The sequence below is a fragment of the Paenibacillus sp. FSL H8-0104 genome (assembly GCF_038050215.1).
In the GTDB taxonomy this organism is placed as follows: Bacteria; Bacillota; Bacilli; order Paenibacillales; family Paenibacillaceae; genus Paenibacillus; species Paenibacillus amylolyticus.
The window spans coordinates 3,201,645-3,227,845 of the sequence record NZ_JBBOTC010000001.1 but is presented as its reverse complement, the minus strand read 5'-3'; the positions used below and the strand labels follow the sequence as shown (position 1 = coordinate 3,227,845).

The following is a 26,201-nucleotide window of genomic DNA, read 5'->3' as shown; positions in this document are numbered from 1 at the left end:
GTCAATCATTGTATATCAATGAAAAAATGCACATTTTGTATGTTCAGCTACTCATTCAACGCAGTTTTGATCAGGGCATTCACCCGCGAGTTAAACAGCAGACCGATATGGGATACGAGGGAAACCGAAACGTTGTTCGCCCCGTTCAAACGGGAAAGTACCGGGGACACAATCGTGTCACTGGTGGAATAGATCGAAGTCACCTTTATTCCACTCGGAGCTGTCGTTGTGGTCAATCGATTAGCCCCGCCAAGGGTAATCAACTTATCCACTTTGGAAGCGCCTCCACGGTTAAGTATGTAATAGAGACTATTAGCTCCACCCATGCTATGAGCTATAATATTGACTTTTGTATGACCCGTTTGGCGCAGAACATCATCTACGAATCGACTAATTGCTGCGGAGTTCAACAGCTGGTTTCCTTGTTTGCTAGGAAGGTCAATCGCGAATAATTCGTCTCTTGTCCACCCTTGACTACGCAAATAACTCTCAATTGCTGTAAAATTGCTATCTGAACCGGTCAATCCATGTACCAATACAATGGGTGTACGTGCCGTAGCTGCAGAAGCCTTTGAACTCGATCCTATTCCAGTTATTGATAAGGCAAGGATCATGCTCAGGAATACAACAAGTATTAATTTGGTCTTTTTCACTTCATTACCCTCCTGTAAAATGTTTTATATTCCATATATTACAATCTAACATATGGAATATAAATGAATCTTTAGTCTCATTTTTACAGGGATCTCTAAAACATACTACAACTAACATCATTACATTTTTATCAAACTCTAGTTCTCTACTTCTTATCCTTCAACGATATCTGCACGTAGATCCGTTGCAATCTCAATCATTTTGGGAACAATAGCTTCGTTAGAAATAGCTACATACAGATCCCCCATGTACAAACGAAAAGCAATCTGTGCACCCTCAAGGTCCCACATAAAAAAGTCCCCGTCGATGGTCATGGTGCTCTCAGCTCCTACAATGTTAAGAACCGGTGAATAGGTAAAATCGGGTTGGGATTCGAAGTAGAGTTTGCACTCTTCCAGCGAGATGGATTGTTCCGCATTGCTTTCCTGCATGGATCGGGTAATTCGAAAACGCTGATTCATTGATTTGCCTCCAAAACTTTATTAATATATACATGTTACACAGCATTATATTTTCTCATTTCCGTCTTCCACTGTCAAAACCATACATGATCGATTCTTCAAATTCATATATACTGAATACAGTGCACAACGAATTTCTACAATCAGGAGGAGTCAAATCAATATGTTAAAAACAGAATTCATTGATGTACTATCCCTTGTCTCACATAAATTATATGATTCGGCTGCTAATGTCATGGACACGGCAAGCAGGTTAATTCCTGCAAACACGTTTTGTATTGCCCAGTTGGATCATCTATCCACCAAGGTTCTGAACGTATATAATCGTGACAAACTCATTCTGGGTGAGGGGCTGGTCGTTGATAACGCCGAGTCATACTGTGCACTTGTGACTGAACATTCCCAAGGCCCGTTAGTAATCAATAATAATCTAACACATCCATTAACCAGACATATGGACGCAACCGAATTCGTAGGTGGGTGTTCATTTGTCGGTGTGCCTATACATAATGAGAACGGAGAAATTTACGGCTCCCTTTGCTCATTTGATCAGGATTTCTATTCCTATCAACAAAAGGACGTGGATCTGCTTCTCTCCTTGTCTTCCTTTTTCACGAGTCTTCTTGAGATGGAAACAACTCTGCAACAATTAAAACAGGCGGAAGAGACCGCTGCAAAAGTGCTTGAAGAAAAGAAAAATTTGCTGGCCGTTCTCAGCCATGAAATCCGGACGCCAATGAATGGTGTTCTTGCAATGGCCAATCTGTTGCAATCGACCAGGCTAAGTGAGGATCAATCGTTATATGTTAATGTCATTGAGTCAAGTGGCGCCAGCCTTCTGTCGATGATGGATCAAATTCTGGACTACTCCAAAGCAGAAGCTGGTGCGATCTCTCTGGAGATCAAGCCCTATAGTGTCTCTGACACAGTTGAACATGTATTACAATTATTCTCTTCTGAAGCACAGAAAAAAGGAATTAGGTTGTACGCAGAATATAATATTAATGATCATCTGATGCTTATGGGCGATCAGCACAAAGTTCGTCAGATTTTAATCAATCTCGTTGGGAATGCGCTAAAATTTACGGAGACAGGTGAAGTATGCATCTCTACTGAGGTATCTGCTGATACCAAAGGTACTCTCCATGCATCCTACGAAATAAAGGATACGGGCATCGGCATCCCGCAGGACCGTCAGGATCTGTTGTTCAAATCCTATTCCCAGATTCATGGTAATTCAGGAAAGTATGGCGGAGCGGGGCTGGGCTTGTCCATCTGTAAACAACTCGCTGAATTAATGGGTGGCGTTGTATGGCTTAAAGAGTCCAGTCCTATGGGCAGTCGGTTTGTCTTTAATATCTCCAGCGCTGCACCCAACGTCCATACAAATATCTGAATGATGAATATATTATTCTATCTGAAACAGATAGGAGGTATATACGTTGACTCAATTTCTCGATGCAAGATCATCGCAAAATGCTGCGTTGTTTAATTCCATTTCCATACCGATTCCAGTGATTTTTACGCCACAATTATTCGGCCAGATTGGTCTCATCACCGCTGGAGCCGGAACCAATCTAAGAGTTTCATTAAAAGGAACCATCACGGTGCAATTGCCGCGTGCACTTTTTATAGTAAGGATTACTGTGGTAAGAGGAACAATCGCAACCGATCCAATTGTATACTCGGGAAACCACACATATGGTCTGAATGGTCTGCTTAACCCTGAAGTGATTGTCTTCTCTGCCACTGACTATAACCCACCGCTCATGCCCCAATTAACCTATACCGCATTTATCAGCACAAACCTGCTCGGGACTACTCGGGTGGGACCCGAGAGTTTCGACGGATTTGTCGTTTCAGATTGAACAAACACGTACAACCCCATACCTCTAATCGGTTTCCCGTAGATTAGAGGTATGGGGTTGTTTTTACGATTAACATAACTATTTTTAGAGCGAGCTATTAATCAGAGACCACAAATCCATCAAAATTCTCGGGACCAACACGGACTGTTCCCAGCAAGTTGGAGCTTATAAAAGCAGTGTAAGTTAATTGTGGTAAAATCGGTGGATTAAAATCATTTCCAGAGAATGTTATTACTTGTGGTGCCAATACACTTAAACCAAATGTGGACGTTGCGGAGTAAATAACCGGGTCCGTTGACAAGGTACCTCTTACAACGGTAATCGTTATTCCCGCAAGAGCTAAAGGTAATTGTACAGAAACCGTTCCTTTAAATTGAACTCTGGGATTCGCTCCTGCTCCGGCAGTTTGCAGACCGATTTGACCAAAGAGCTGTGGGGTGTTCAGTAATAATATTGGAATAGCTATTGAGTTGGCCAAACTGGCATTTTGTGATGTTCTTGCATCCAGAAATGTGCTCATCAATCTACCTCCTAATGTTGGGATAGGATAGTATATTCGTAGCGTACTATTGTGTTTGGACTTCTAGCCAACAACTCACCAAAGCTATCATTTAATTACACTATTGTCGGAAGAACCTATTAAACAGCGATATGGTATATATGACTACATTCCGGACTCTTATATTGGAACGATATGAAAATTTTGTTATGCTACATATGTTAGATTACTAGATTCTGTTCAAAATACGATTCTACTATTATGTACGGAGTTGGAGGACACAAACGATGCTTATTAAAAGAGCAGGAAAAATCGCTGCGGTTACTGTAATTGCTCTCTCTATTCTTGGAAGTACCCCCAATATCGGTGGAGCCTATGCTGCCCCGGCCATCTCAGTTCAATTGGATGATGTGCCCCTGAAATTTGATGCAGCTCCACGAGTTGATAAAGGTGTCACTTATGTTCCGTTTCGGACGGTCGGTGAAGCCCTAGGTATTGATATTACCTGGAACAGCAAATCACAGACTGTAAAAGCAACGAACACGGTGAAAGGACAAACTACCGAGATACTATTACAAGTTAGCAGCACCACAGCGACCGTAAATGGAAAAAAAGTTACACTCTCAGCTGCACCCGTTCAGCGGGAGGGCCGCGTACTTATTCCACTAAGTTCGTTCAGTAACCAATTCGGTGTACAAGTAAGCTGGAATCAAGCAACCAAGACGGTCTCCCTTGTCTCCCCACAACGCGAGATGCACCTGAGAGCCTTCTATGCATTGCAATCCTTTCAAGAAAAGGACCTTATTACTTCCATGAATTCCGTAGCCTTTGGCTGGAGCCGCATTGATCGTGAAGGTCAGTTCACGCTCCAAGGGGATGAGTACCGCCTCCCTGCTGCTGCGGGTGATATTACACCGCAGTCCATCGTTGATGACGCAGCAGATCAACAGATCCAACCACAGCTCATGGTGTATGCCTTGGACGGAAATGGCGAACTGACCAAAGTTCTGAGCGACAAGAGCCTGCGGCAGAAATCGATTGAAGGCATAACTGCTGCTGTCGCAGAGCATGGTTTTGGCGGAGTTGTTCTGGATTTTGAAGGATTGGGCTTTAAACTGGATGCGGTAGAACAACAGAAGCTGCTCAATGCTTACGTGAAACAATTAAAAAGTTCCTTGCCCCAGGACACAGCTTTATCTCTGGCAGTACCGCCGCTAAATAGTGCTTATAAAGGTTATGATTACAAAACACTTGCCTCTATTGCAGATGATCTTATTATTATGGCCTATCAGTATAATCCGGTTGGCACCAAATCTCAGGTACCTGAGCCAAATAGTCTTGTAGATCAGGCAATTCAATTAGCCATACAGGCCGGTGTCCCAAAGAGTAAACTTCTGCTCGGTATCAGTCTAAGCAGTGAAACGCCGTCCTCTGTTGATGATAAGCTGGGTCTCGCCAAACGTTATGACCTCAAAGGAGCCGCGTTCTGGCGTCTGGGTCTGTTCCGTTCCTACAATACAAAAATGGAAGATGCCGTAAATGCTTCTGTGATCAAAGAGTAAACTTTCTAACTGGCTACAACTTAAATAAAAGAAGGACCGCGCCTCTGGTACGCAGAGACTTGGTCCTTCTTTTTCCCATCATCTTATTTTATAAATTTATCCACACTTCCAAATATAAGCTTCACAAACTGGGTAGGACCAGGCAAACGGGGCTGAAAGAGAAGAATGATCCCAATTACTGCCGCCACAGCAGTAAATCCCGCGCTCACTATTCTGGCTCGCTTCTCTTTGCTGCTCTTCCACTCTCCATACACTATCGCAGTCGCCAGCATCAATATTCCAAGGATTGAGCCTAGTTTCATTCAATCACCTCTCTTCCAGGCTTGTACAGGAGCCGATTCTGTTCAACTTTCGTCCTCATTAGGTATCCCCTGTGGTCCTGTTGATTTTCCGGTACGTACTACATGTGCATCTACGTTGACTTCCACGTCCATATCAGGATAGATGGTTTCCCAGTTCTTCTCCTGCGCTTTCCATTGATGCGGGTAATATCTGCGAAATTCAACTGCGAATTTGAAGAAATCGGAGCGCAGCTCTTTCTGGGACATGACTAAAGCATCATGAGCCAAAGATGTGAGTTTAGCCGACCATTCCTTTTCCAGTTTAGTTAATACAGCGGGATCCGTCAGATTGGCATCCGTCGTATTTAACACCACTTCTCCCCTGGTTTGGATGTCGACCTTCATACTCCACTGTTTGTTTACAATTCGCGGCTTCAAGGAGGTTTTATTTTCAATGAGTCTTATCGAAAAAGAACCCTTTAACGGCTCAAACTCAACGGGCATGATAATGCTGTTCAGTTCTTTTGCAAGTAGTAATACACCTACGCTTAGTGGTTCTTTGACCGTCTTGACATAACGATCCTTCTTATACATACTCAGACCTTTCACATATGGCGTAGTCGTCAGTTTATCCTGATCAGGCTCCGGGGGTAAGATTAACATGCGAGACAAAATGGCTGAACTGCTCGGACCTTCAATAGATTTAGCTAGTTCAAGCGCAGTAACACGTGTACCTAACTTCAGATTGGCCATCTCACGCAACGATTCAGCAGAACTTCGCTCCAGTGGATCAAGTAACGCAAGGATATCTTTCGCAGCCTTTTCACTGGAAAAGACATATGCATGCTCCCTGAACTGAGGGTAACGCAGGAAGAAATCGATATACTCGCGGATACCGCGTTTGCCGGCTTGCTCACTAATGATTATGACTTCGCAGTGGCCCCAGAACATATTCCGGGGAACTTTACGTTGTAACCGATTCAATGCCTCGGCAATTGTACGTCCTTCCGCTGTTCGAATCATTGTAACCCCGCTTGGACTACCTCCACTCCCACTGCTATCTCCTGCACTCGCCTTTCGCGGAATGAAAATCTGTGAAGTCAATTGTACTTTGCCATCTTCATAATCTATCCCTGTAGCCAGCACGATAGCCAAATCGTTAATCTCGATGCGATCCCAGCATCCACTTAAAAGCACACAACACAATATTGGCATTAGTAGTACTCTATATATTCGCAAGTGCTCCTCCCCCATCAATCAGGTGTTCGCTCGATTCTTCCGAAAATGTGCCCACCCTTTCTTCAGCCATGCGACACCGTAAATCATAGCCGGAAGGATTAATAAAATGCTGATCGTATACAAGTTGGCTGAAGCGCTAACCAAACTGGAAATACCGGATCCACCGGACACAACCCAGTAAGCAAATATCATGCACAGGAACGAAAGTGGACCAACCACAGGTTTGTAGTCCCGCAAACCAAACCATTCCGCGGTTGATGTAGCAAAGATATATAGAAAAACGGAAATTTTAACGAAAATACCGAAAATCCAGATAGCAATAATAAGGGATTCGATATGCTGCAGAAAGTCCGCAATGGTTATGTATCTTGCTGCGATCATGACCGGAAATACAAATGTATCCGTCAAATCACCAATTAAAAACAGGCAAAACAGATTGGTAACTGTCATTGCAGTTGTTGTAAACACAAGGGAACCTAACATGACCCGGGTTATTCGTTTTTTTTCATTCACATAGGGTAGCAGAAAAGCCAACACGATATATTCACTAAACCATGCAGCAGGTGCAGCAGCCCCCGTAATAATGGGAATTGGACCCTTCTCCATAAAAGGAAACAGCTCGGCAGGATTCAGTTCACCAATCAACAATATAAAGATCAAAGCTAGCAGAACGATCAGCAGGGTAACAAACACCTGAGCGGTTCGTCCGACAACTTCAATCCCGAGTCTGACATTAATCGCACATACAACAACCATGGTACCCATCACAACAAACAAAGGTGTACGTGGAAGTGCATTATTGACAATGAATTCACCGTATTCCCGAATAATCAAGCCCGTCAGGTGGGGCAAAAAAGCGATATATATCAGGCCAAATAACTTGCCTGGAATCCGACCAATAATCAATACGCTGGATTGAATGAGTGTTTTTCCAGGGTACAGACGATCAAGTCCAACTGAAATACCAATAGCAGCCAATCCAACGATTGAACCTATAATTGGAGTCATCCACATGTCATGTCCTGCATAGTGCATTGTAATTCCCGGAACAGACAGGATAGCCGTCGCGAAAATGGCGGGAAAGACCATAAATGCCAATTGAGTCACCGATATTTTCCCTTTGTCAGTCAACATATGTAATCCCGCTCCCTTGTTTGCTCGAATGTAGATTGTTCTAGTGTGGTTTGTTCCTTGGGGATGGACGCCACCATACATCCTTAAGTTCCTTAGCCATCGTAGGTGCTACCGGTGAGAGATAAGGTGTTCCAAATGAACGAAGACTGCTCAGATGAATGACAACCAAGATGACTCCCAGCATGACACCCGTGAGTCCCAGCGTTCCCGCCAGAAACATCATGGGAAAACGTAGTAGACGGGTCGCGATGCTGGCAGCATAGCGGGGGATCATGAAAGAAGCGATACCGGTAATCGCGACAATGATAATCATGGGGGCTGAGACAATTCCGGCACTCGTCGCAGCTTGCCCAATAATTAAGGCGCCCACGATACTGACCGCTGATCCGACCTGCTTGGGCAATCGGACACCAGCCTCACGCAATGCTTCAAAGGCGATTTCCATAATGAGTGCTTCCACCAGGGCAGGAAAAGGGATCTCTTCTCTCGCCCGAGCAATACTGAGAAGTAATACGGTAGGAATCATCTCCTGATGAAACGTCGTAATCGCTACATAAGCCGATGGAAGCAGCATGGATAAAACAAAAAAAATGTATCGCAGCCAGCGTACAAAAACACTCATGAACACATTTTGATAATAATCTTCGGGGGATTGTAACATGGAAAAAATGGTTACTGGCGCGATAAGGGTAAACGGCGTTCCGTCAACGAGAATAGCAAAACGACCTTCCAGCAAGTTGGAAACAACGACATCCGGGCGTTCCGTCGCAATCATCTGTGGAAATGGTGAATATCGCTGGTCGACAATGCCTTCTTCAATGTACTGACTCTCCAGTACGTCTCGGAGCTTTAAATCGCCAAGTCGTGTCTCCACTTCCTTAACAAGTTTGGGATCAATAATCCCCTCCATGTATACAAGTGAAATACTGGTGTTTGTACGATCTCCCATGTTACGTGTATGAATCTTCAGTGCAGGTGTCTTGAGACGTTTGCGCAGTAATGACATATTCATGGTCAACGATTCTGTGAACCCATCCCGTGCACCACGCACGGTCGATTCAGCTAACGGTTCCTCCGTTGAACGATTTGCAGCTTGGTATAGTGGGTATGTTGTTCCGCCTATTGAACCATCCAGTAGTAACAGAGCTTCTCCTTCAAATATGGCCTGTACTGCCTGAGTAGTCGTTTCAACTTGCTTAACAGAAGCTAGCGGAACTTGCGCAGCTTCGATCCCCGTTTCCTGAAGGGGCGTTAGTACCTGGCGTTCCAGCCGCTCCGTATCGCATACACCAACACAATATACGCATAATGCTGATGTAAGACACGCGGTTTGGAATGTATGAAATACAACGTCCGAGCAACCCGCAAAAACGGAGCGTAACATTTCTTGATCAATAGCAAGATTTCCGGTTAACGGTAAGTCCTGTTGTGTTATCGCTGATGTGTCCATGACGCCTCCCCTTTCCGTAAACGCTCCGTCCAGATATTCTCAGTTAAAGGTATCCTTTACTTATCAGTTAGGATATATACGCAAAATATAGAATGCCAAAAAAGCCGCCCTCATGAGCGACTCTGATGATATAAAACGCTATTGCATTCCTATGAATTCGTTGATCTTGCTCTTTGCAATTCCCTATTTTCTATTGATCGCTATCCTTTCACAGCACCCAAAGCAACACTCCCAATAATCTGTTTGGAAAATATAGAGAATACAATGATAATAGGCAGGATTGAGATCGCTACCCCCAAATACAAGAGCCCATAATCCATCCCATAGTACCCCTGCACTAGCGCAACCAATACCGGAAGTGGATATTTATCCAGGGAGAAAAATAGCACCAGCGGTGTCAGGAAATTATTCCATGATCCGATAAACGTGAATATGCCAAGGGCGGCGATTGCCGGCCCCAGAATAGGCAGTACAATCTGATTGAACGTCCGGAACTCACCGGCACTGTCCACCCGTGCAGATTCAATAATCTCATCCGGGATGCTGCTCTCCATGAACTGTTTGATAAAAAATACATTAAACGCATTAGCTGCAGCAGGCAAAATAATTGCGGCATAACTATCCAGAAGTCCCATCATGCTGAAAAGTCGATATACGCCAATCAAAGCCAGTTGACCCGGTACCATCATGGTTGCTAACAAAAACAGGAACAATCCGTTTCGTCCTTTGAATTTAAATTTAGCAAATCCATACGCAGTTAGAGCCCCAATATACAGAGATAATACGGTCGATGTTCCGGCAATAAATATGCTGTTGGCAAACCCACGCCATATGTTGATTTTGGATACCATGTTCATATAGTTATCAATCAAGAATGATCCAGGGAGAAATGTAAACGTCGAAGCAATCGTTGCATTATTATGTGTGGAATAGATAAGCATCAGATAAAATGGAATAATGCAGAGCACGGCAAGACCTGTCAGCAACAGATAGATGATGATTTTACCTGCCGTCAGCCCCCTTGTATTGGCATATTGCTGAATCGCCGCATTTGGTTGTTCAACTGATTTTGCAGTTTGCATAAGAACTCCCCTCCCTATGAACGGCTCTTCCGCTTGGTCATGATGAAGGATACAACGGACAACAATATGATGATAATAAACAGGCAAAATGCGATGGCAGCGCCGTAACCAAATCGTGTGCTCTGAAATGCTACATTATAGAGATACATAATGCTCGTCATGGCTGCTCGGTCAGGACCGCCATTGCCGTTGGTTAGTGTAAATGGCTGATCGAAAATCTGGATGCCACCAATAATGGATGTAATCATCTGAAACAGAATTATTGGACGGAGCATCGGCACGATAATATGGATGAAAATATGTTTCTTTTTCGCGCCATCCATCTGTGCAGCTTCCAGCAATGAAGGATCAATGCCCTGAAGACCTGCAAGGTAGATGACCATGGAATAGCCGAAGTATTGAAAAAACAAAATGGATGATACAATCAGACGCATAAACCAGGGGTCATTTTTCCAGTTAATTGGATCTTGTATTATGCCGGTCTGCACCAAAAAATGATTCAGTCCGCCAGACTGCCAGTCAAAAATCAAGCTCACAAGCAATCCAAGTGATGCAGCCGTAACGATGTTGGGAAAAAAGTATACGGCTCTGAAAAAGTCCCGTCCTTTGAGCAGCTTATCATTCAGGATAAAAGCCAACACAAGTGAGATTGTGAGTTGTGGAACTACAGAAACGCCCCAGATGAATAACGTATTAAACAAGGTTTTGTAGAACAACGGGTCTTGTAATACGGCGACGTAATTACCGATCCCTACAAAGTCAGGTGTCGTGATCCCATCAAAGTTGGTGAAACTGATGTAGAGCGAATATAAAATGGGATACAGCCCAAAAGTGGTAAAAATAATAAAAAACGGAGCAATGAAGTAGTAGCCGTAATGGTCCTTGCGAATCGTTTTGGCAAACATGCTCTATCCCCCCAGTTATCATCGGATGTGTATATTCAATCGCTTACTAATCCACTTCCAGCTCCGGAAATCTCAAGGTAACATCACGTTTGATTCGCTTTACGACTTCTTCCTTGGTCTGAATGTCCTTGTTGAGATATAACTGGAGTACAATCTTGTAGATATCATTGTTAATCGTGGCATCATATTTGGTGCGTTCGTATACAGGTACCCGTTTTGCGGCCTCCGAGAAAAACTCGAAATGCTTCTGTCCTCCCAAATAGGTCGATGAGAGAGACGGGGCAAGTTCATCATTCACAACCATGTTACTGGTGAAATAATCCTGTTCTTTCGCTAACTCGGAAAGAAAGTCGTGGTCAAAATTATAGAACTCAATAAACTTCCAGGCCAAATCCTTTTTCTCACTTTTACTGTACATCGCGATATAGGTTCCACCTGAACTAAAGGCTGACGGTCCCTGGGCTAAGCCCCACATGCCTTCGGTATCCGGAGCGTTTGCCTTGAACGTATATTGCAAACCCCAGGTTGCCCCGGGATAAAACATGACCTCTCCTTTTTGCATGGATGCAGCGTAACCGGCACTTCCATCTTCATACTCGGCAAGTACATTCCGCTCACGTGCTTCACGTACAAGATCGAGCACTTCCAAGTACGTTGGATCGATGACAAGTTTGCCGTCCTTCACCCAAGGTATACCATCATATGAATTCGATATAGCATTCCAATTCGCCAATGCATGTACTTTATTCCCGCTTAGTTGCTGCACCTTCTCTCCAATCTCGAAGATCTTCTCCCATGTATCGATCTGTGAACCCACCTTCTCAGGATCATCGGTGCCCAGATATTTCTTCGCCAAATCCCGACGATAGTAGATGCCCCCTGGTGTTCCCTGATAACCTATCGCTCTGACATTTCCCTCACTGTCCTGTTCATTGGCCTGAACAAAAGCATATTGTTCCTGAATAAGTTCATTGGCGTTATACGGCGAAGCTGATAGATTCTCCAGATATGGAACGTCAATCAGCTCTCGAATATTCGCATTTTCAATCATAAATACATCTGGAGCCTTCGAGGTTGTCTGTAGCGCAGATTTCAGCTTGGTGATATAGAAATTACCGGGGATGTTGACAAAGTTCACTTTGATGTCAGGATATTTCTGTTCGAATTTCTCGATGGCGTACCCTGCTTCATCTGTAAAACTCCACACGGTAATCTCCTGTTGCTTGGTTTGATTCGATGGACTGAACTGACAACCAGCTAACAACATCGCTGCACATACAAATACAATAGTTGGCTTAAACCACTTCTTCATAGGCCCCCTCCTTCAAAAAGGAAACGCTTACAATTTATTAGAGTATATTGATTTTGGAGAGGGCTTTCTCCACAAATATTGTGCATTACCCTCCATATTTTGTGATATTCGTACGATGTTTCTTACGAAATTCGGAGGGTGTACAGTCATTATATTTTTTGAAAAGACGATTATAGGAGTTAACATTGTTAAATCCATGTCCGATCGCAATCTCCAGAATCGTATCCTGACGGAACAATAAGGCCCACTCTGACTTGATAATTCGAAAATGATTCAAGTATTCCATCAATGTTACTCCCTTGATCTCTTTGAACAGTTTGCAGACATGGAACTTGCTGAATTTAATATGTTCCGCCACCTGTTCCAGCTTAATGGGCTCAGCATAGTGCTCCTCCAGGTATTCACAGACCGATTCAAGGAATTCAAATTTTTTGGAAGAAGTACATGCCCATCCTGAAGATGAAGATTCATCGGTGGTAACCGGTACTTTGGTACGTAATAAAAGTATGATGAGATCATACAACCTGGATACCATTAACCATCGGTATCCCGGCTTCTGATTTTTCTTCTCGGTAATGATGTCATCTATATATTGAGTCAGATTGCTCTGACTTCCCGTATTCGAGGGAATAACAGTTGTTTTGTTGAAAAGTTGTCCGAGATCCTGAATTTCGGCTTCGGTCGTGAAACTCCCCGTTAACAATTCGAGTCGGAACAAGATAATGGTCAAATGTTCAGTCCCCGGCAAAAAGCAGTGCACATCCCCTGGTTTGATCAGCAGCACATCCCCTTTTTCCAACTCACACACGTGGTCGTTCACGCCAATTCTGGCGCTCTTACCATTAACGAGAACCAGTTCAACCTCATCATGCCAGTGTGCAGCATAATTGAACTGATTTCCTGTATGAATTACCCGAATGGGAAAACCTTCTTGCATATGGCCTGTCTCCAAAAAAGTGGGTACGCCCATCGTATCAACCTCCATTTATTTCCAACGCAAAATACTCCTCGTCTTTATATTATGCATTAATGGCTACTCTCCTTTCTTTTTAAGAATTTAAAATTCTATAGAATACAAAAAAACTCCTCAACTCAGGTTGAGGAGCCGAACAGAATCACGTTCCACGCATTGGATGTCCAGTGTATATAACGTCTCTACGATCTCTCCATTCAGCAGTTGGAAGAGAACATGACCTGCAAGCTGGCCTGCATCCCTCTTCGGCTGACGAAATGTGGTTAGAGGTGGATTCATGTACTGAGATGCAGGTATATTGTCAAAGCCAATTACGGATAACTGCTCAGGTATTGAGATATCATGCTCCCTGAAGGCTTCCAAGCCGCCGATCGCCATCTCATCATTTGCAAAAAATACAGCGGATGGCAGCTCTCCTTCAAGCAGTTTCTTGGCTGCATCGTACCCATCTTGCTTCATGTATTGTCCGCCAATTTTCCATTCGGGGTTCTCTTCGATACCTGCCTCCTTCAGGGCTTTCAAATAACCTTGATAACGATGGAGATTACATTCCGATTGTGACGGGCCACTAATATAAGCTATTGTACGATGCCCTTTATCGATCAGATAACGGGTAGCCAAGTAACCGCCTTGCGTATCACTCATCAAAACCTTTACAATATGTTGAGCATCCAGATCCCGATCCATGACAACAATCGGAAACCCTGCTTCAGATGCTTCAATCAGCAACTGATCTTGAATATTCTGAGCAATAACAATAGCTCCGTCAATTCTTCGTTCACGAATGTAACGATGGGCTGTCGACTTCTCTCCACCCAACGAACTACATACGATCATATCGTATCCATGACTCATGACGACGGTTTCTATTCCGTTCACCAAATCCGAGAAATACGGGCTGGACATGTCATGGACAATAATACCAATGGTTTGTGTACTATTTCGTTTTAATTCCGATGCAGGACCATGCCTAACGTAATTGAGTTGGCTCGCTGCCTCAAGTACTCGGAGTCTTGTTGGCTCACTTACATTCCCTTTATCGTTGAGTACGCAAGATACGGTCGAACTGGCTACACCAGCCATCTTGGCTACATCTTTAATCGTTGTCATCATATATACTCCTCAAAGACAGTTTCATCTGTTTAGTTCATTATGGCAGTAACACAGCAATACACACGGGATAGTTCACTAGCATTTTAACACGTCAGTCCAGTCATGTCTCTTAGCAAAACATCAACTACGATAAAACATATTAAAGAAACCGAGGTGCCTTCATGAGATTTAGTGAATATGTAATAGGTCAGCGCTACGAAACCACATCCTTGGCATTATCCAAGCGTGATATTATTGAGTTTGCCACAATCTATGATCCACAGTACATGCATTTGGATGAGGAAAAGGCCAAACAAGGCCGATTTGGCAGTTTAATTGCTTCTGGCATGCAAACGATGAATATCTCCTTTAAATTATGGATTGAGGTTGGGGTCTATGGAGAGCATGTCGTGGCGGGCACCGGAATGAATAACATTCAATTCCTGAAACCGGTCTTTCCGGATGATGAACTTCATGTCATTGCAGAAGTCATTGGACTGACTCCCAGACGAAAAGGAAATGGGATTGTTACCGTGCTGCTAAGTACTTTCAATCAGAAGAATCAAAAGGTATTTCAGGCAGAATTAAGTGCTTTAATTGATAATTAAGGACGAGAAAAAGCCCAAAAAAGCCGCCAATCGGCGGCTTTTCGTAAATATATCACATTGAAGCATTTTTAAGCGTTATACCCTTTCAATACCTGCCCCAAAATCTCTACACCCTTGACAATCTGTTCGTCTGACGGGGTTGAGAAATTAAGTCTGATGGCATTACATGGGTCTTGCTCGTTCACCAGGAATGCATTTCCCGGTACAACCGCAACCCCTTGAGCTGCCGCTGTCTTGGCATAATCAAGCATTGGCACATGTGCTGGCAGATCACACCAGAGGAACAGTCCACCATCCGGTTGGGTATAGGTAATGGACTCACCCATATGCTCTTGCAGCTTGTCCATCATCAATGTTGCTTTTCTCCGATAGACCTCACGAATACTGTTAATGTGCCCCACGTAATCATACTCTGTCATGAACTTGTACGCCAGGATCTGTGGAAGCATGGCCGTATGTACGTCTTCTCCCTGTTTGGCAACAACCATCTTCTCCACGACTTCATGGGGCGCTTGTACAAAACCAACGCGCAGTCCCGCCGATAGAATTTTGGAGAATGATCCAACATAGATAACCAGACCCTCATCATCCATAGACTTGATGGTTGGCACATCGTCTCCATTGAATCGAAGTTCTCCGTACGGGTTATCTTCCAAAATCATAACGCCATACTTCTTAGCCAGCTCGTATATGGCCTTACGTTTTGCAAGACTCGTTGTTACACCGGTAGGATTCTGGAAACTTGGGATCACGTAGATCATTTTCACATTAGGCTCCGTTTGCAGCGCCTGTTCCAGCTTCTCGATATCCATACCGTCCATCTCCATCGGAACACCGGCAAGCTTTGCACCGGATGCCCGGAAGGAGTTCAGGGAACCGATAAAGCTCGGACTCTCACAGATGATCGTGTCCCCTTCATTACAGAACACTTTACAGGCCAGTTCAATCCCCTGCTGCGCTCCAGATACAATGAACAATTGATCGGATGGTTTACCGGTATCAAAACCTGTCTTCAAATGTTGAGTCAATGCTTCCCTGAGGGGAACATATCCTTCCGTAATCCCATATTGCAGAGCTGTGACCGGGTCATGCTCCAGAATGGATTGAGTGAATGTGCGAATCGCTTCAATAGGAAAGGTTTCCGGAGCAGGATTTCCCGCGGAGAATGGAATTACATTTTGCCCCGAAGAAGCCTTCAGAATCTCACGAATAATGGATGGTTGCAGTGCTGCGATACGATTGGAAAATGAATAGTTCATCTTAAATAGTGCCTCCCGACATTTCATCTGAATTAACTCTCTATCATTACATTAGATTCTATTATACGAGCATTTCCCGAATTTCCAAACTGTCTCCACAAAATTAATGTTTGTACGCCAAAAAAGAGGCCGCCGTCAGCAACCTCTTTCGCATAAGTATTGAGTAAACTTTCAGCCTATTAGCGCGCTGCGTTCATCTCGGATAGCCGTGTGGCCTTCACAACATAAGCGGCTAGACCGGGGATCATGCGGGCCAGACCAGGATAGAATTTATTGGTTTTGGCAAAAGCCAGCTTTTGAATTCTTCTTGCGCGTCTGAGCAATTGGGTGAATTCACGGCTTGCTTCCAGCGTGTAATTACTCTGCCAATCGGCATGTTCAATATCGCCTTGCAGGTACTTGTCAGTCCACCTTGCACACAGGAGTGAGGAGCGAAGGGCAATGGACATTCCGTCTCCACATAAGGGTGGTATCATCAGCATGGCATCCCCAATATGCGGATATTGAGACCACGGTTCAGGAACGTTGGACAGATGCAGCGGCGCAATCGACACTTGCGTTCCATCTACAGGTTTTCCTTCAGCTAAACGGGCTGCCAAACTCACGTTTGTCAGGGATGCCGCCTGTAAAATATCGTTTACAGACTTGCCACTTCCCTGGACGGTATCCAGTGTTAACAATGCGGCGACATTTACAATGCCATCCTCAATCGGGGAAATGCCCACGTAACCACCCTCGCAAAAATATAACTCTACCCTTGCGGGAATCTCTATCCCGCTGAAGTGGGACTTAACACCAACGTATACGGTTTGGTCCCGCAGATCAGGTGCGGAAGCCATCCCGCGCGGCTTTTTGGTTCCATGTGCCCCGATAACGGCTTTGGCTCTGTAGCTGATCCGCTCATCTCCCTGTTTCACCTGAACCTCATAACTGGCATCCTCAAGCTGCTCGATGCTCGTTAAGGTCGCTTTGGTCACAATCTGGGCTCCGGCCTCCAGAGCCTTCTGATGCAAAATCTGGTCCAGCTCATATCGACTTATGCCATATGCGAATCCCGGCAGCGGTGCTTCGATCACTCCGCCTTGTGGCATAACGATTTTGGCATGATCCATCGTGCTGGGTTTCTTCGACTGGTCCAGAAGGTGAATGTCCAGAACTTCTAACATCTCCTTGGTTTCGGGTGACATGAACTCACCGCAGGTTTTGTGCCGCGGGAACTCCTGGCGATCCAGCAAAAGGGTCCGATGTCCTTTCCCTGCCAGTTGCGTGGCACATGTACTGCCGGCAATTCCGGCTCCGATGACAATCACATCTATCGATTTCGACACGTGAGTTCACCTGCCTTTCGTGGGAATAACAACAGAGTAACGGAATAAAGGCTTCCATTCATAGGTCATCGTATCATGATTGAGCCGTTGTTTAAGTTCCTTCCAATCCCTTCCTGTAAAACCTTTGGCTACGGAAAGAGGCCCATCATGACGAATGTACCGATTGCGCGAGATCATCCGTGTAGTAATCCAGACCGCCTTATAGGATACGGGGTGGCGGTGAATATCATTAATAACGACACCGTATCTGGATGCTCTTAGCATATGAGAAACCATATCAACCAGCTGATCTCCGTCAAAATGATGTACAAACTGGGAACCTGTCACAATATCTGCTGAAGCATCCGGCAGTTGTGTAAGATCGGCACGTTGTACCCGGACTCGGGGTTCGTCACGGAATAGTTGTCTCGCTTCCTCACACGCTTCTTCCGTCAGATCAACCAGCGTAATTTCCAGCTGAACGCCCTGACGATCTGCCCATTGCAGTAGTTTCTGGTTCACATCTCCTGAACCTGCCCCCACATCCAGCAGGGTCAGCTTATTCGGCTTACCGACTGAGTTCCACAACTTCTCTACACCAGCCAGAGTTGGGCCAGGTGCTGCAAATATTTTGTTAAGACGTCTCAGATGTCTAAGCGCTTCACGAAGCTCCTCCCCTCCCAGAGAGAAGTCATCCATCAGTTCATCTTCCTTGGCGCGAATGGACAATGTTCTAAAAAAGGACATGATCGTGCTCCTCCATCACTGAAGATAATGAGGGGACATAAGTGAATTTCATCAACTCTGCGGTGAGTCCCGGTCCAAATGCCATGGCTACACCATCCGTAGAGGATTGACCATGTGCCTTCATGTCCTCACGCATCGCATTCAGTACAAACAGAATGGTATTGGATGATAAGTTACCATACGTTCTGAGGACATCCCTGCTATACTTCGTTTGCTCGTCTCGCAGCTTCATTACATTCTGCACAGAGTCCACAATCCCACGTCCTCCCGGATGAATGGCCCATAGTTCAGGCAGCTGTTCGCTTTGCAATAAGAGACGCAGTTCCTCTTCCAGGTGAACACCTAACAGCTTCGGAATACGTGTGGATAGATACAGGTCATACCCCAGATTCCCCACCTCCCAGGTCATATCTTCAGTCGAATCCGGAAGAAGCACAGAATAACCCGTTCCCAGACTCAAAACATTCTTGTGCTGAGATTCTGGTGTACCCACTACACAAGAAGAAGCGGCGTCTCCGAAGAATGAAGCTGCAAACAGCGCTTCCCGATCTTGTACGGGCTGAAAATGAATGGTGCATAACTCTACACAGACAATAAGCACCTGTGATCCCGGAGCTCCCTGCACGACATCTCGCGCCATCTGAATGGCTTTCAACCCTGCGGCACAACCCTGAAAAATCAGCGGCAGTCGATTAACTCGGGCAGACAAACCCAAATGGCGGATGAGCATAACATCAAGACCCGGCAGATATTGACCGGTGCAGCTGACCGTGATGATATGTGTGATGCTCTTTGGAGATACGCCTGAATCTTCCAGGGCTTTCTTTGCCGCCTCAATCCCGAGCGGAAGCGCCTCTCGCTTGTATGTATTCATTCGTTCCTCGGTTGTCGGGATGTCTGATCGCTCACCAGAGGGCAGATAACGGCATTCTTCCAGTGAACCCAGATAGCTCGGTTCAACGGTATATCGTGTTTCAACACCACAGGACTTGAATATTCGCTTGGCAAAACGGGCCAAATCTGGCCGATCCTGAAGAGAAGAAGCGATTAATTCTGCAATATCTGACTGCGCTACGGGGTGAGCAGGTAGAGCCGTTCCCATGCCAAGAATCGCGATATCGGATGGACTGTTATATTGGTTCATAATAAACCTCCTGGTATTGGTCATTATTTCCTCTAATTTAACAACTCTTACCCTTAACGATATCGTTATAATCTCAATAAGGCTCCTAATCTAGTTTATTAACACATCCGCAAGCTCAGAAGCTTGGTTTCAACATGCCATTGAAGCAATTACACCAATGAACGAAAAAAAGCCGCCATTAGGCGACTTCAAGGTAACTATATTCCTTCTAAGCGTCATTCTGATACACGTTATTTGGAAAATGCTTCTCTGATCTTGTCACTCATTCGGTACCAGGCATCCTCAGCCATCTGGAGATCGCCAGAATGCGTAAATCCATGAGCGGCTCCCTCGTACTCCTTAAGAGTCACCTTCACCCCGCTTGCTTCCAGCCTTGCTGCATATGTTCTTGCTTCTTGGGCAAGTGAATCTTTCTCCGCGGTAATAATCAATGCTTCTGGAAGATCCTCTACTGATGTTGCGAGCACAGGTGAAGCCAACGGGTCATGCGCATCTTCTGGCGTATCAAGGTACATGGCATTGAACGTTCTGGCGATGTCGGTTGGAATGGCTTCTGCAAAACTCGGTTTCTCGGCCGGATCTGTAGCCACATCCAACACGGCATAATCCATAATTTGCAGAACAATTGGCAGCTCGCTACCTCGTTGCTGATTCAGTAAACACACTGCTGCAGCAAGATTACCACCAGCGCTATGTCCCCCAATAGCGAATAGAGACGGGTTAACCGAGAAGGATTGCGGGTTGGCGTGGACCCACTGTACAACGTCGTAACATTCATGGACCGCCGTTGGGAACTTGTGCTCTGGTGCAAGACTGTAATCGATATTAACGACCACACAATCAGATCGATCAGCAATCAAGCGACACCATGGATCATCCATCTCTGCTTGTCCCAAGATGAAACCACCCCCATGCATATTAAAGAAGGCCGGCAGAGGCGCGGAATGCTCCCTATCCGGTGTATACACAAGTACACGTGTATCCCCTTTAGTTGTAGGAATCATGACTTCTTTTACTGTGACCGCATACGTGGAACTGGGTTGAAGTGCTGCACCTGTACCGACGACATTTTGACGCATACGTTGTACCATTGCCAATTGTTGTTGTTGATCCATAGATATCACTCCTTTAGTGGATTGCCAATACGCCTTCTTCCGTTGTCACTTTAAGTATAGATGACACTCGTCTATTCCGTCATGTGCAATTCATTTGATATGTATTGATCAACATGCTGAAACGTCAACCAAAATTACCTTCCCCTGCTCTTAATGCTTCAATGTTAACATTCAGTGCCAGGAGATTGGTTTGGGTCCGTGCTTGTTTCCTTTTTTTTGTGGAACATCATCCAGACCCCCATCAAACAAAATAAAACGCTGCACCCCATGCCAAACAAGCTACTGGTTTTTAATGCAAGAGGTGAGCCTTGCATGGTAAGTAATGTCGCTTGGGTCACCACGATGGATACCATCGCATCAGTGAAGTTAATCATTTTCAATGTAGATATGATCGGGTTATGGAGATGACGGTTAGCCCAGGTACCATACACGGCAAAAACCATCTTGGTAAAAGCGACTGTTGCTACGATATACACGATGTTACCCTCATATATGAAGGCATCGCCGATTAGATACATTCGCAGGCAGACCATCGAATAGGACACGCCTAGTAAACACAGGAACAGACCTCCGCGCTTATATACCGTAAGCTCCAATCTATATCTTTCTTCGGGAGAGTCCATCCTCTTGGTAACTGTATATTTATGGAGCACTTGTCCTTTTGCCACACACAGAATCAGATAATATACAGCATTTGTAATGAACCATCCCGAAAGCAGATATATGCCCAGGATTAACTTGCCTATCCCTGTTACAGCATTGATAACAAGGGAAGCCACATTAAACAAGGCCGTTCGATCTTGTTTATTTCCAAGGTAATGGAACCAAATGGACTTCAAATATGTCTTCATTTTCATAGGATATTCATTCTGTTAGAGAAGCAGACCATTAGCCTTTTCACCTACCTCTTAAATGTCAATAACATGATGAATGAGGTGTAGAGAAAGTGGTATATGTTCTCCTCATTCGGCCAAAGACTCCCGAACGCTTTTTGGAAGGGATTTGACAACCATATCATACGAGTGATCGATCATGACATAGACATCTTCATCGGACAATGAACCATCCAGCGTAATGGTATTCCAGTGTTTTTTGTTCATATGATATCCTGGTCGAACCGCTTCATGCTGCTCTCTCAGGTTCTCTGCAATAATGGGATCACATTTTAAGTTTAATAGACCATTTTCTTCTTTGTCTTCGAAAAGTAATGCGAATATTTTCCCTCCGACCTTCATCGCGACTGGATCAGGCCCAAATGGATAATCCTTGGTCGCACCTTTCTTCTTCAAACTGTATTCAATCATCGTATCCTTCAAGTCAGTACCTCCCTTTCACCAGTGGACGATATAATGATACCGAATGTAAGTTCGTATGTAAATAAGCTCGTTGCACATAAAAGCACATAATAAAACCTCCTCCAAATGAATGGAGAAGGTTTTATCTGGATTTATTTAGATCTTAATTGGCTCTATCATTCCTAGTTTTGCTGCTGCGGCTGAATGAGCCATGGTTAGATTTACTGCTACTACTGTTTGATCTACTGCTATTGGGTCTACCGTCGTTTGAACGACTACTGTTTGATTTACCACTCTTGGCAAACCATTCGGATTTGGGCTTGCGTGCCGGGTTAGCTTTGGACTTCACCGGTTTGCCTGCAGCCGATTTGTTGAACGAAGGTTTACTGCCTGATGCTTTGCTGGTTTTATCAAACACAGGTACACCTGTCATTGGATACGGATGACCTTTCACTTCAGGAATCGTCTTTTTGATTACTTTCTCGATATCCTTCAGGAATGGAAGTTCGTCCTTCTCGCAGAACGAGATGGCCATCCCGCTTTTGCCTGCTCGACCTGTACGGCCAATACGGTGAACATACGTTTCCGGAATGTTAGGCAGGTTAAAGTTAATGACATGTGAAAGTTCCTCTACGTCAATTCCTCTTGCCGCGATATCCGTCGCAACTAATACACGTGTTGCACCACTCTTGAAGTTGTTCAGTGCCCGTTGTCTCTCGTTCTGAGACTTGTTGCCATGAATAGCCTGTGCCGTAACATTCGCTTTGGCCAAATCACGTGTAACCCGGTCAGCGCCGCGCTTCGTGCGTGTGAACACCAATGCCGTGACGATGGATTTATCCTCCAAAATTTGGTTCAACATATGTTGCTTCTTGCCGTTCTCCAACAAATAAATAGACTGCTCAATGCGGTCTACCGTTGAAGATACCGGTGTGATTTCTACTTTGACTGGATCAACCAGCAGGGTTTTAACCATTTTGGTGATTTCAGGAGGCATCGTAGCTGAGAAGAACAGCGTCTGCTTTTTGTTCGGCATTTTGGCAATGATTCTTTTCACATCATGAATGAAGCCCATGTCTAACATCCGGTCTGCTTCATCCAAAACGAGAATCTCAACCATCTTCAGATCAATACGTTTCTGGTTAATCAGATCGTTCAATCTACCAGGCGTTGCGATAATAATATCTGCACCTTGATTCAACGCACGCTCTTGCACTTTTTGCGAAACGCCGCCAACGATTGCCGTACAACGAATGTCCGTATACCGGCTATATACCTTGATGTTATCCGCGATCTGAATCGCCAGTTCTCGTGTTGGTGTCAAAATTAATGAGCGAATATGTCGTGCGGACTTCGATCCTTGCCCTTTGGATCTTTCGCTTAATAATTGAATGATCGGCACTGAAAATGCTGCCGTCTTGCCTGTTCCTGTCTGTGCACATCCCAGCAGATCTCTGCCAGCTAATACAGCTGGTATGGCCTGTTCCTGTATAGGGGTAGGATTAGTATAGTTTGCTTTGCTTAACCCTTCCATAATAGAGGGGATAATATTTAAGTCCTTAAATGTCATGTTGTCTCCTTCATTTACGCACATCTATCAATATGACGCATCTTTTATTTCACACGTAACGTATAAGGATACCATTAAAAACGTAATTTGTACATTATCTTTTTAAAATCACTTTGTTTAACTGACCAATTTAAGACCAACTGCCGATCCGAGCACCATAGCGATAAACAGAATTCGAAGGGCATTTCGAGGTTCTCCATAAAACACCATGCCCAGAATGGCACCACCGGAGGCCCCGATTCCCGTCCATACGGCATATGCTGTCCCCATCGGAAGAGTTTCCATTGCAATGGACAGGAACAGGAAGCTTAAACCAAACCCGCCTACCAATAGAACCAGTGAAATGAGATTACGGTCTTTGTGCAACTTGTTTATCATCAGCACTCCGATCATCTCAAATATACCTGCCAAGATAAGAAATACCCAGTTCATTATAGCTGCACCTCCTTATTCTTCTCTTTGCTCAGCATTTTAAGACCAATCACGCCGAGTAAAAGTACACCAATGAGTACCATTTTTCCGGTTTGAACAGTCGCATTAAACAGAACAATCTCTGCAAGTACCGTACCAGCGGTACCCAGGCCAACAAATACGGCATATACGGTTCCCACAGGCAGTGTCCGCGAAGCTGCAATCATCAAGGAGAAACTAATGATAATTGCAACCAACGTAAACCCCCATTCCAGCAGACCACTGGCATGTTTCAATCCAATGACCCAACCTACTTCAAACAAAGCAGCAATCACAACCGACATCCATGTTTTATTCATTCTTGTAACACTCCTTCTCTACTACATTTTTTGTACAACCCGCAAGGTTCATTAGCGTAAAAACAAAAAAAGCCCGGGAAACAAACTGCATGTAGCAGTTCATCTCCCAGGCTTTTATCCCTCCGTGGCACAACCAACAGGTTGCGGGTTTTCTCTCGGACCAGACCGACACATCCATCGCGGAACCCTAGAAAACCTGTTTTTATTCTAATGTGTCTCCAATTATACACACTTCCACTATCTTGGCAACCCCGTATATGCAAGCATGCCATTTATTTGATTATCAAACCCATTAATCCTACAAATGTGGCGGCTTGATGTGGTGAAATCACACAACCGTTGAGATCTTCCATGGTCAGCACCAAGGAGTCAAATTCGCAATCGCTAAGATCCAAATCCTTCATTTTGGTCCCCGTTAAGGAAGCTTGGTCGATGTTACATTGACTGAACTCCATTTTTTGCAGTGCCAGATAGGCAAAGTCCGCACCAATCAAGGTACATTCCGAGAAGGAGACCTGTTTCAGATGGGCAAAACGGAAATTGCTGTAGTCGCCTAGACCATGAAGGAAACTGACATTTTGCAATCGGCTATTGGAAAAATCAGTTCCGACAAACTTGCAGTTATGCCATTCGATCCGGTGCATGAAGGCACCAGAGAGATTGACATTGGAGAAGTCGCAGTGTTCGAACCTGACATCGGTGAATTCAAATTGTTCCAAGGTAGACTCCGAGATGGTCACATGTCTAAATACAACATTTTCAAAGGAAACCTTACTCGCTTCCTGTTGATCCAATGTAATGTTCTCGATCAGTTTGTGTTTGTACTCCACTTTGGATTCCAGGAATGCAATCGTTTCCGGTTCGAGCAACTGCTCCTGAATCTTGGGTTTGTCCATTTTCATCCCGTATTCCCCTATTCCTTAATAGCTACAACTCGCAGTCGGCTTCTGTCCAGATACCACTGTCCATCCCGCATCAGTTGTGGCTGTACTTTTTTCTCAACTGCTTCCATAATAACATCCTGTTCCGCAGGTGTGATACCACTGAATAAATACTCCGCGAAGCTGGTCAACCACTTTCTGGCACCTGGCTTGAACGGGGTAAATTGATCCACATGCTGAGCCAGACTAACTCGAAATCCGTGTTGCTCCAGAAGATTAGCATATTCGCCAATGGTCGGGTGATACCACGGATTCCGTCCTTCCCATTTGTATCCACGGGCATCCAGTTCTTCCTGTACCGCTGTAATTAATATAGCCGTGTTACCATTTGCAGCAAACTCAGCCACGAATCGCCCGCCCCTCTTGAGCGCTAACTGTATTGATTGTACTACAGCTGGAGCATCCTTTATCCAATGCAGAACGGCATGAGAGAAGACCGCATCAAACGGTTCTTCTGTCCGATAATGACAAGCATTTGCTACTTGAATATTCATATCAGGGTATTTCTGTTTAGCTTGCCTAATCGTCTCTTCTGAAAAATCTATACCTGTTGGCAGTGCTCCTCTGGCTGCAATTTTGGCTGTCAGATCCCCATTGCCACAACCCACATCAAGAATACGTTCACCTTGGGATGGCTGGAGCAATGATAAGATAGGTGTTTCCTGTAACGTCGCAAAAGGAGCGGAATGACCACTCCACGATTCGTTCGTTTGACCGGATGAATGTCCGTTATTCATAGATTATAATCTCCTTCTGAATTAAGGATCTAATGTATCTATAATAACTTTAATATAAAGGAACTGTCAATTCACTCATCAGATCACTATAAAAAAAGCCGCCGAATGGCGACTTTAACATTAAGAATTCGGATCAACTGAGATTTTGTTCGCCCACATATTCCATATTTCATACTCTCCTTGAATTTGTTCTGTA

General features: G+C 44.7%; 28 protein-coding genes and 1 riboswitch. Of the genes, 4 read left to right on the top strand and 24 right to left on the bottom strand.

Features of this window, described 5'->3' with window-relative positions:
- Window positions 1-47: 47 nt before the first annotated feature.
- Together NST38_RS14485 and NST38_RS14480 are read right to left on the bottom strand one after the other, a co-directional pair.
- Entirely contained in the window at window positions 48-614 is a 567-nt protein-coding gene (locus NST38_RS14485; protein WP_083677388.1) for an esterase/lipase family protein, read from the bottom strand.
- A 192-nt stretch (window positions 615-806) separates the two neighbouring features.
- Window positions 807-1,115, bottom strand: a complete 309-nt coding sequence (locus NST38_RS14480) for a hypothetical protein (protein ID WP_076249390.1) — start codon at window positions 1,113-1,115, stop codon at window positions 807-809.
- Window positions 1,116-1,278: 163 nt separating this feature from the next.
- Here NST38_RS14480 and NST38_RS14475 point away from each other — a divergent pair, with 163 nt between their 5' ends.
- Both NST38_RS14475 and NST38_RS14470 read left to right on the top strand, forming a co-directional pair.
- Entirely contained in the window at window positions 1,279-2,511 is a 1,233-nt protein-coding gene (locus NST38_RS14475) for a GAF domain-containing sensor histidine kinase (RefSeq protein WP_076249391.1), read from the top strand.
- A 46-nt stretch (window positions 2,512-2,557) separates the two neighbouring features.
- The gene (locus NST38_RS14470; protein WP_076249392.1) at window positions 2,558-2,983 is read left to right on the top strand and encodes a hypothetical protein; all 426 of its coding nucleotides are present in this window, start codon (window positions 2,558-2,560) and stop codon (window positions 2,981-2,983) included.
- Window positions 2,984-3,080: 97 nt separating this feature from the next.
- Here NST38_RS14470 and NST38_RS14465 read toward each other — a convergent pair whose 3' ends face one another.
- Window positions 3,081-3,503, bottom strand: a complete 423-nt coding sequence (locus NST38_RS14465) for a hypothetical protein (protein WP_076249393.1) — start codon at window positions 3,501-3,503, stop codon at window positions 3,081-3,083.
- A 266-nt stretch (window positions 3,504-3,769) separates the two neighbouring features.
- On the opposite strand from NST38_RS14465, the gene NST38_RS14460 reads away from it, so the two are divergent.
- Window positions 3,770-5,044 (top strand): stalk domain-containing protein, encoded by a 1,275-nt coding sequence (locus NST38_RS14460; protein ID WP_076249394.1) that lies wholly within the window; start codon window positions 3,770-3,772, stop codon window positions 5,042-5,044.
- 83 nt (window positions 5,045-5,127) lie between these two features.
- Here the strand turns inward: NST38_RS14460 and NST38_RS14455 are convergent, their stop codons facing one another.
- From NST38_RS14455 to NST38_RS14415, 9 genes are all read right to left on the bottom strand, one after another.
- Complete coding sequence (locus NST38_RS14455; protein ID WP_036608149.1) at window positions 5,128-5,346, bottom strand: hypothetical protein; 219 nt, start codon at window positions 5,344-5,346, stop codon at window positions 5,128-5,130.
- Window positions 5,347-5,388: 42 nt separating this feature from the next.
- Window positions 5,389-6,540 (bottom strand): Ger(x)C family spore germination protein, encoded by a 1,152-nt coding sequence (locus NST38_RS14450; protein ID WP_179087808.1) that lies wholly within the window; start codon window positions 6,538-6,540, stop codon window positions 5,389-5,391.
- A gap of 42 nt (window positions 6,541-6,582) precedes the next feature.
- Window positions 6,583-7,698 (bottom strand): GerAB/ArcD/ProY family transporter, encoded by a 1,116-nt coding sequence (locus NST38_RS14445; RefSeq protein WP_076249395.1) that lies wholly within the window; start codon window positions 7,696-7,698, stop codon window positions 6,583-6,585.
- A gap of 40 nt (window positions 7,699-7,738) precedes the next feature.
- Entirely contained in the window at window positions 7,739-9,148 is a 1,410-nt protein-coding gene (locus tag NST38_RS14440; protein WP_076249396.1) for a spore germination protein, read from the bottom strand.
- A 200-nt stretch (window positions 9,149-9,348) separates the two neighbouring features.
- Window positions 9,349-10,230 (bottom strand): carbohydrate ABC transporter permease, encoded by an 882-nt coding sequence (locus NST38_RS14435; protein ID WP_083684212.1) that lies wholly within the window; start codon window positions 10,228-10,230, stop codon window positions 9,349-9,351.
- A gap of 14 nt (window positions 10,231-10,244) precedes the next feature.
- A complete protein-coding gene (locus NST38_RS14430) occupies window positions 10,245-11,135 on the bottom strand; it encodes a carbohydrate ABC transporter permease (RefSeq protein ID WP_076249397.1) in 891 nt (296 codons plus the stop codon).
- A 46-nt stretch (window positions 11,136-11,181) separates the two neighbouring features.
- A complete protein-coding gene (locus NST38_RS14425; protein ID WP_076249398.1) occupies window positions 11,182-12,447 on the bottom strand; it encodes an ABC transporter substrate-binding protein in 1,266 nt (421 codons plus the stop codon).
- 85 nt (window positions 12,448-12,532) lie between these two features.
- Window positions 12,533-13,417 carry an AraC family transcriptional regulator gene (locus NST38_RS14420; RefSeq protein WP_017688600.1) on the bottom strand — a complete coding sequence of 295 codons (885 nt, stop codon included), beginning with the start codon at window positions 13,415-13,417 and terminating at the stop codon, window positions 12,533-12,535.
- A 117-nt stretch (window positions 13,418-13,534) separates the two neighbouring features.
- Complete coding sequence (locus tag NST38_RS14415) at window positions 13,535-14,530, bottom strand: LacI family DNA-binding transcriptional regulator (protein ID WP_036608167.1); 996 nt, start codon at window positions 14,528-14,530, stop codon at window positions 13,535-13,537.
- Between the two features lie 164 nt (window positions 14,531-14,694).
- Between NST38_RS14415 and NST38_RS14410 the strand changes: the two genes are divergently transcribed.
- Window positions 14,695-15,120, top strand: a complete 426-nt coding sequence (locus NST38_RS14410) for a MaoC family dehydratase (protein ID WP_076249399.1) — start codon at window positions 14,695-14,697, stop codon at window positions 15,118-15,120.
- 68 nt (window positions 15,121-15,188) lie between these two features.
- Here NST38_RS14410 and NST38_RS14405 read toward each other — a convergent pair whose 3' ends face one another.
- The 12 genes from NST38_RS14405 to NST38_RS14350 all read right to left on the bottom strand — a co-directional run bounded on the left by NST38_RS14405 (window position 15,189) and on the right by NST38_RS14350 (window position 26,005).
- The gene (locus NST38_RS14405) at window positions 15,189-16,379 is read right to left on the bottom strand and encodes an aminotransferase-like domain-containing protein (RefSeq protein WP_076249400.1); all 1,191 of its coding nucleotides are present in this window, start codon (window positions 16,377-16,379) and stop codon (window positions 15,189-15,191) included.
- A gap of 179 nt (window positions 16,380-16,558) precedes the next feature.
- Window positions 16,559-17,707, bottom strand: coding sequence for an NAD(P)/FAD-dependent oxidoreductase (locus tag NST38_RS14400; RefSeq protein WP_076249401.1), 1,149 nt, complete (start codon window positions 17,705-17,707; stop codon window positions 16,559-16,561).
- Between the two features lie 6 nt (window positions 17,708-17,713).
- Window positions 17,714-18,433: a methyltransferase domain-containing protein gene (locus NST38_RS14395; protein WP_076211919.1), complete on the bottom strand. Its 720-nt coding sequence runs from the start codon at window positions 18,431-18,433 to the stop codon at window positions 17,714-17,716.
- Complete coding sequence (locus tag NST38_RS14390; protein ID WP_076249402.1) at window positions 18,420-19,577, bottom strand: type III polyketide synthase; 1,158 nt, start codon at window positions 19,575-19,577, stop codon at window positions 18,420-18,422. The genes NST38_RS14395 and NST38_RS14390 overlap by 14 nt, the downstream gene beginning before the upstream one ends.
- A gap of 230 nt (window positions 19,578-19,807) precedes the next feature.
- On the bottom strand, window positions 19,808-20,692 hold the full coding sequence (locus tag NST38_RS14385; protein WP_076249403.1) for an alpha/beta hydrolase: 885 nt from the start codon (window positions 20,690-20,692) through the stop codon (window positions 19,808-19,810).
- A 164-nt stretch (window positions 20,693-20,856) separates the two neighbouring features.
- Window positions 20,857-21,549, bottom strand: a complete 693-nt coding sequence (locus NST38_RS14380) for a hypothetical protein (protein ID WP_036670818.1) — start codon at window positions 21,547-21,549, stop codon at window positions 20,857-20,859.
- A 105-nt stretch (window positions 21,550-21,654) separates the two neighbouring features.
- Window positions 21,655-22,008: an MmcQ/YjbR family DNA-binding protein gene (locus tag NST38_RS14375; RefSeq protein WP_076249404.1), complete on the bottom strand. Its 354-nt coding sequence runs from the start codon at window positions 22,006-22,008 to the stop codon at window positions 21,655-21,657.
- A 142-nt stretch (window positions 22,009-22,150) separates the two neighbouring features.
- Window positions 22,151-23,557, bottom strand: a complete 1,407-nt coding sequence (locus NST38_RS14370) for a DEAD/DEAH box helicase (protein ID WP_076249405.1) — start codon at window positions 23,555-23,557, stop codon at window positions 22,151-22,153.
- A gap of 117 nt (window positions 23,558-23,674) precedes the next feature.
- Window positions 23,675-23,989, bottom strand: a complete 315-nt coding sequence (locus NST38_RS14365) for a DMT family transporter (RefSeq protein WP_036670814.1) — start codon at window positions 23,987-23,989, stop codon at window positions 23,675-23,677.
- Entirely contained in the window at window positions 23,989-24,327 is a 339-nt protein-coding gene (locus NST38_RS14360; protein ID WP_036608190.1) for a DMT family transporter, read from the bottom strand. The genes NST38_RS14365 and NST38_RS14360 overlap by 1 nt, the downstream gene beginning before the upstream one ends.
- 101 nt (window positions 24,328-24,428) lie before the next feature.
- A riboswitch (guanidine-I (ykkC/yxkD leader) is annotated at window positions 24,429-24,529 on the bottom strand.
- 70 nt (window positions 24,530-24,599) lie between these two features.
- Window positions 24,600-25,229, bottom strand: a complete 630-nt coding sequence (locus NST38_RS14355) for a pentapeptide repeat-containing protein (RefSeq protein ID WP_076249406.1) — start codon at window positions 25,227-25,229, stop codon at window positions 24,600-24,602.
- An 11-nt stretch (window positions 25,230-25,240) separates the two neighbouring features.
- Window positions 25,241-26,005 carry a methyltransferase domain-containing protein gene (locus tag NST38_RS14350; RefSeq protein ID WP_339199506.1) on the bottom strand — a complete coding sequence of 255 codons (765 nt, stop codon included), beginning with the start codon at window positions 26,003-26,005 and terminating at the stop codon, window positions 25,241-25,243.
- Window positions 26,006-26,201 lie beyond the last annotated feature (196 nt).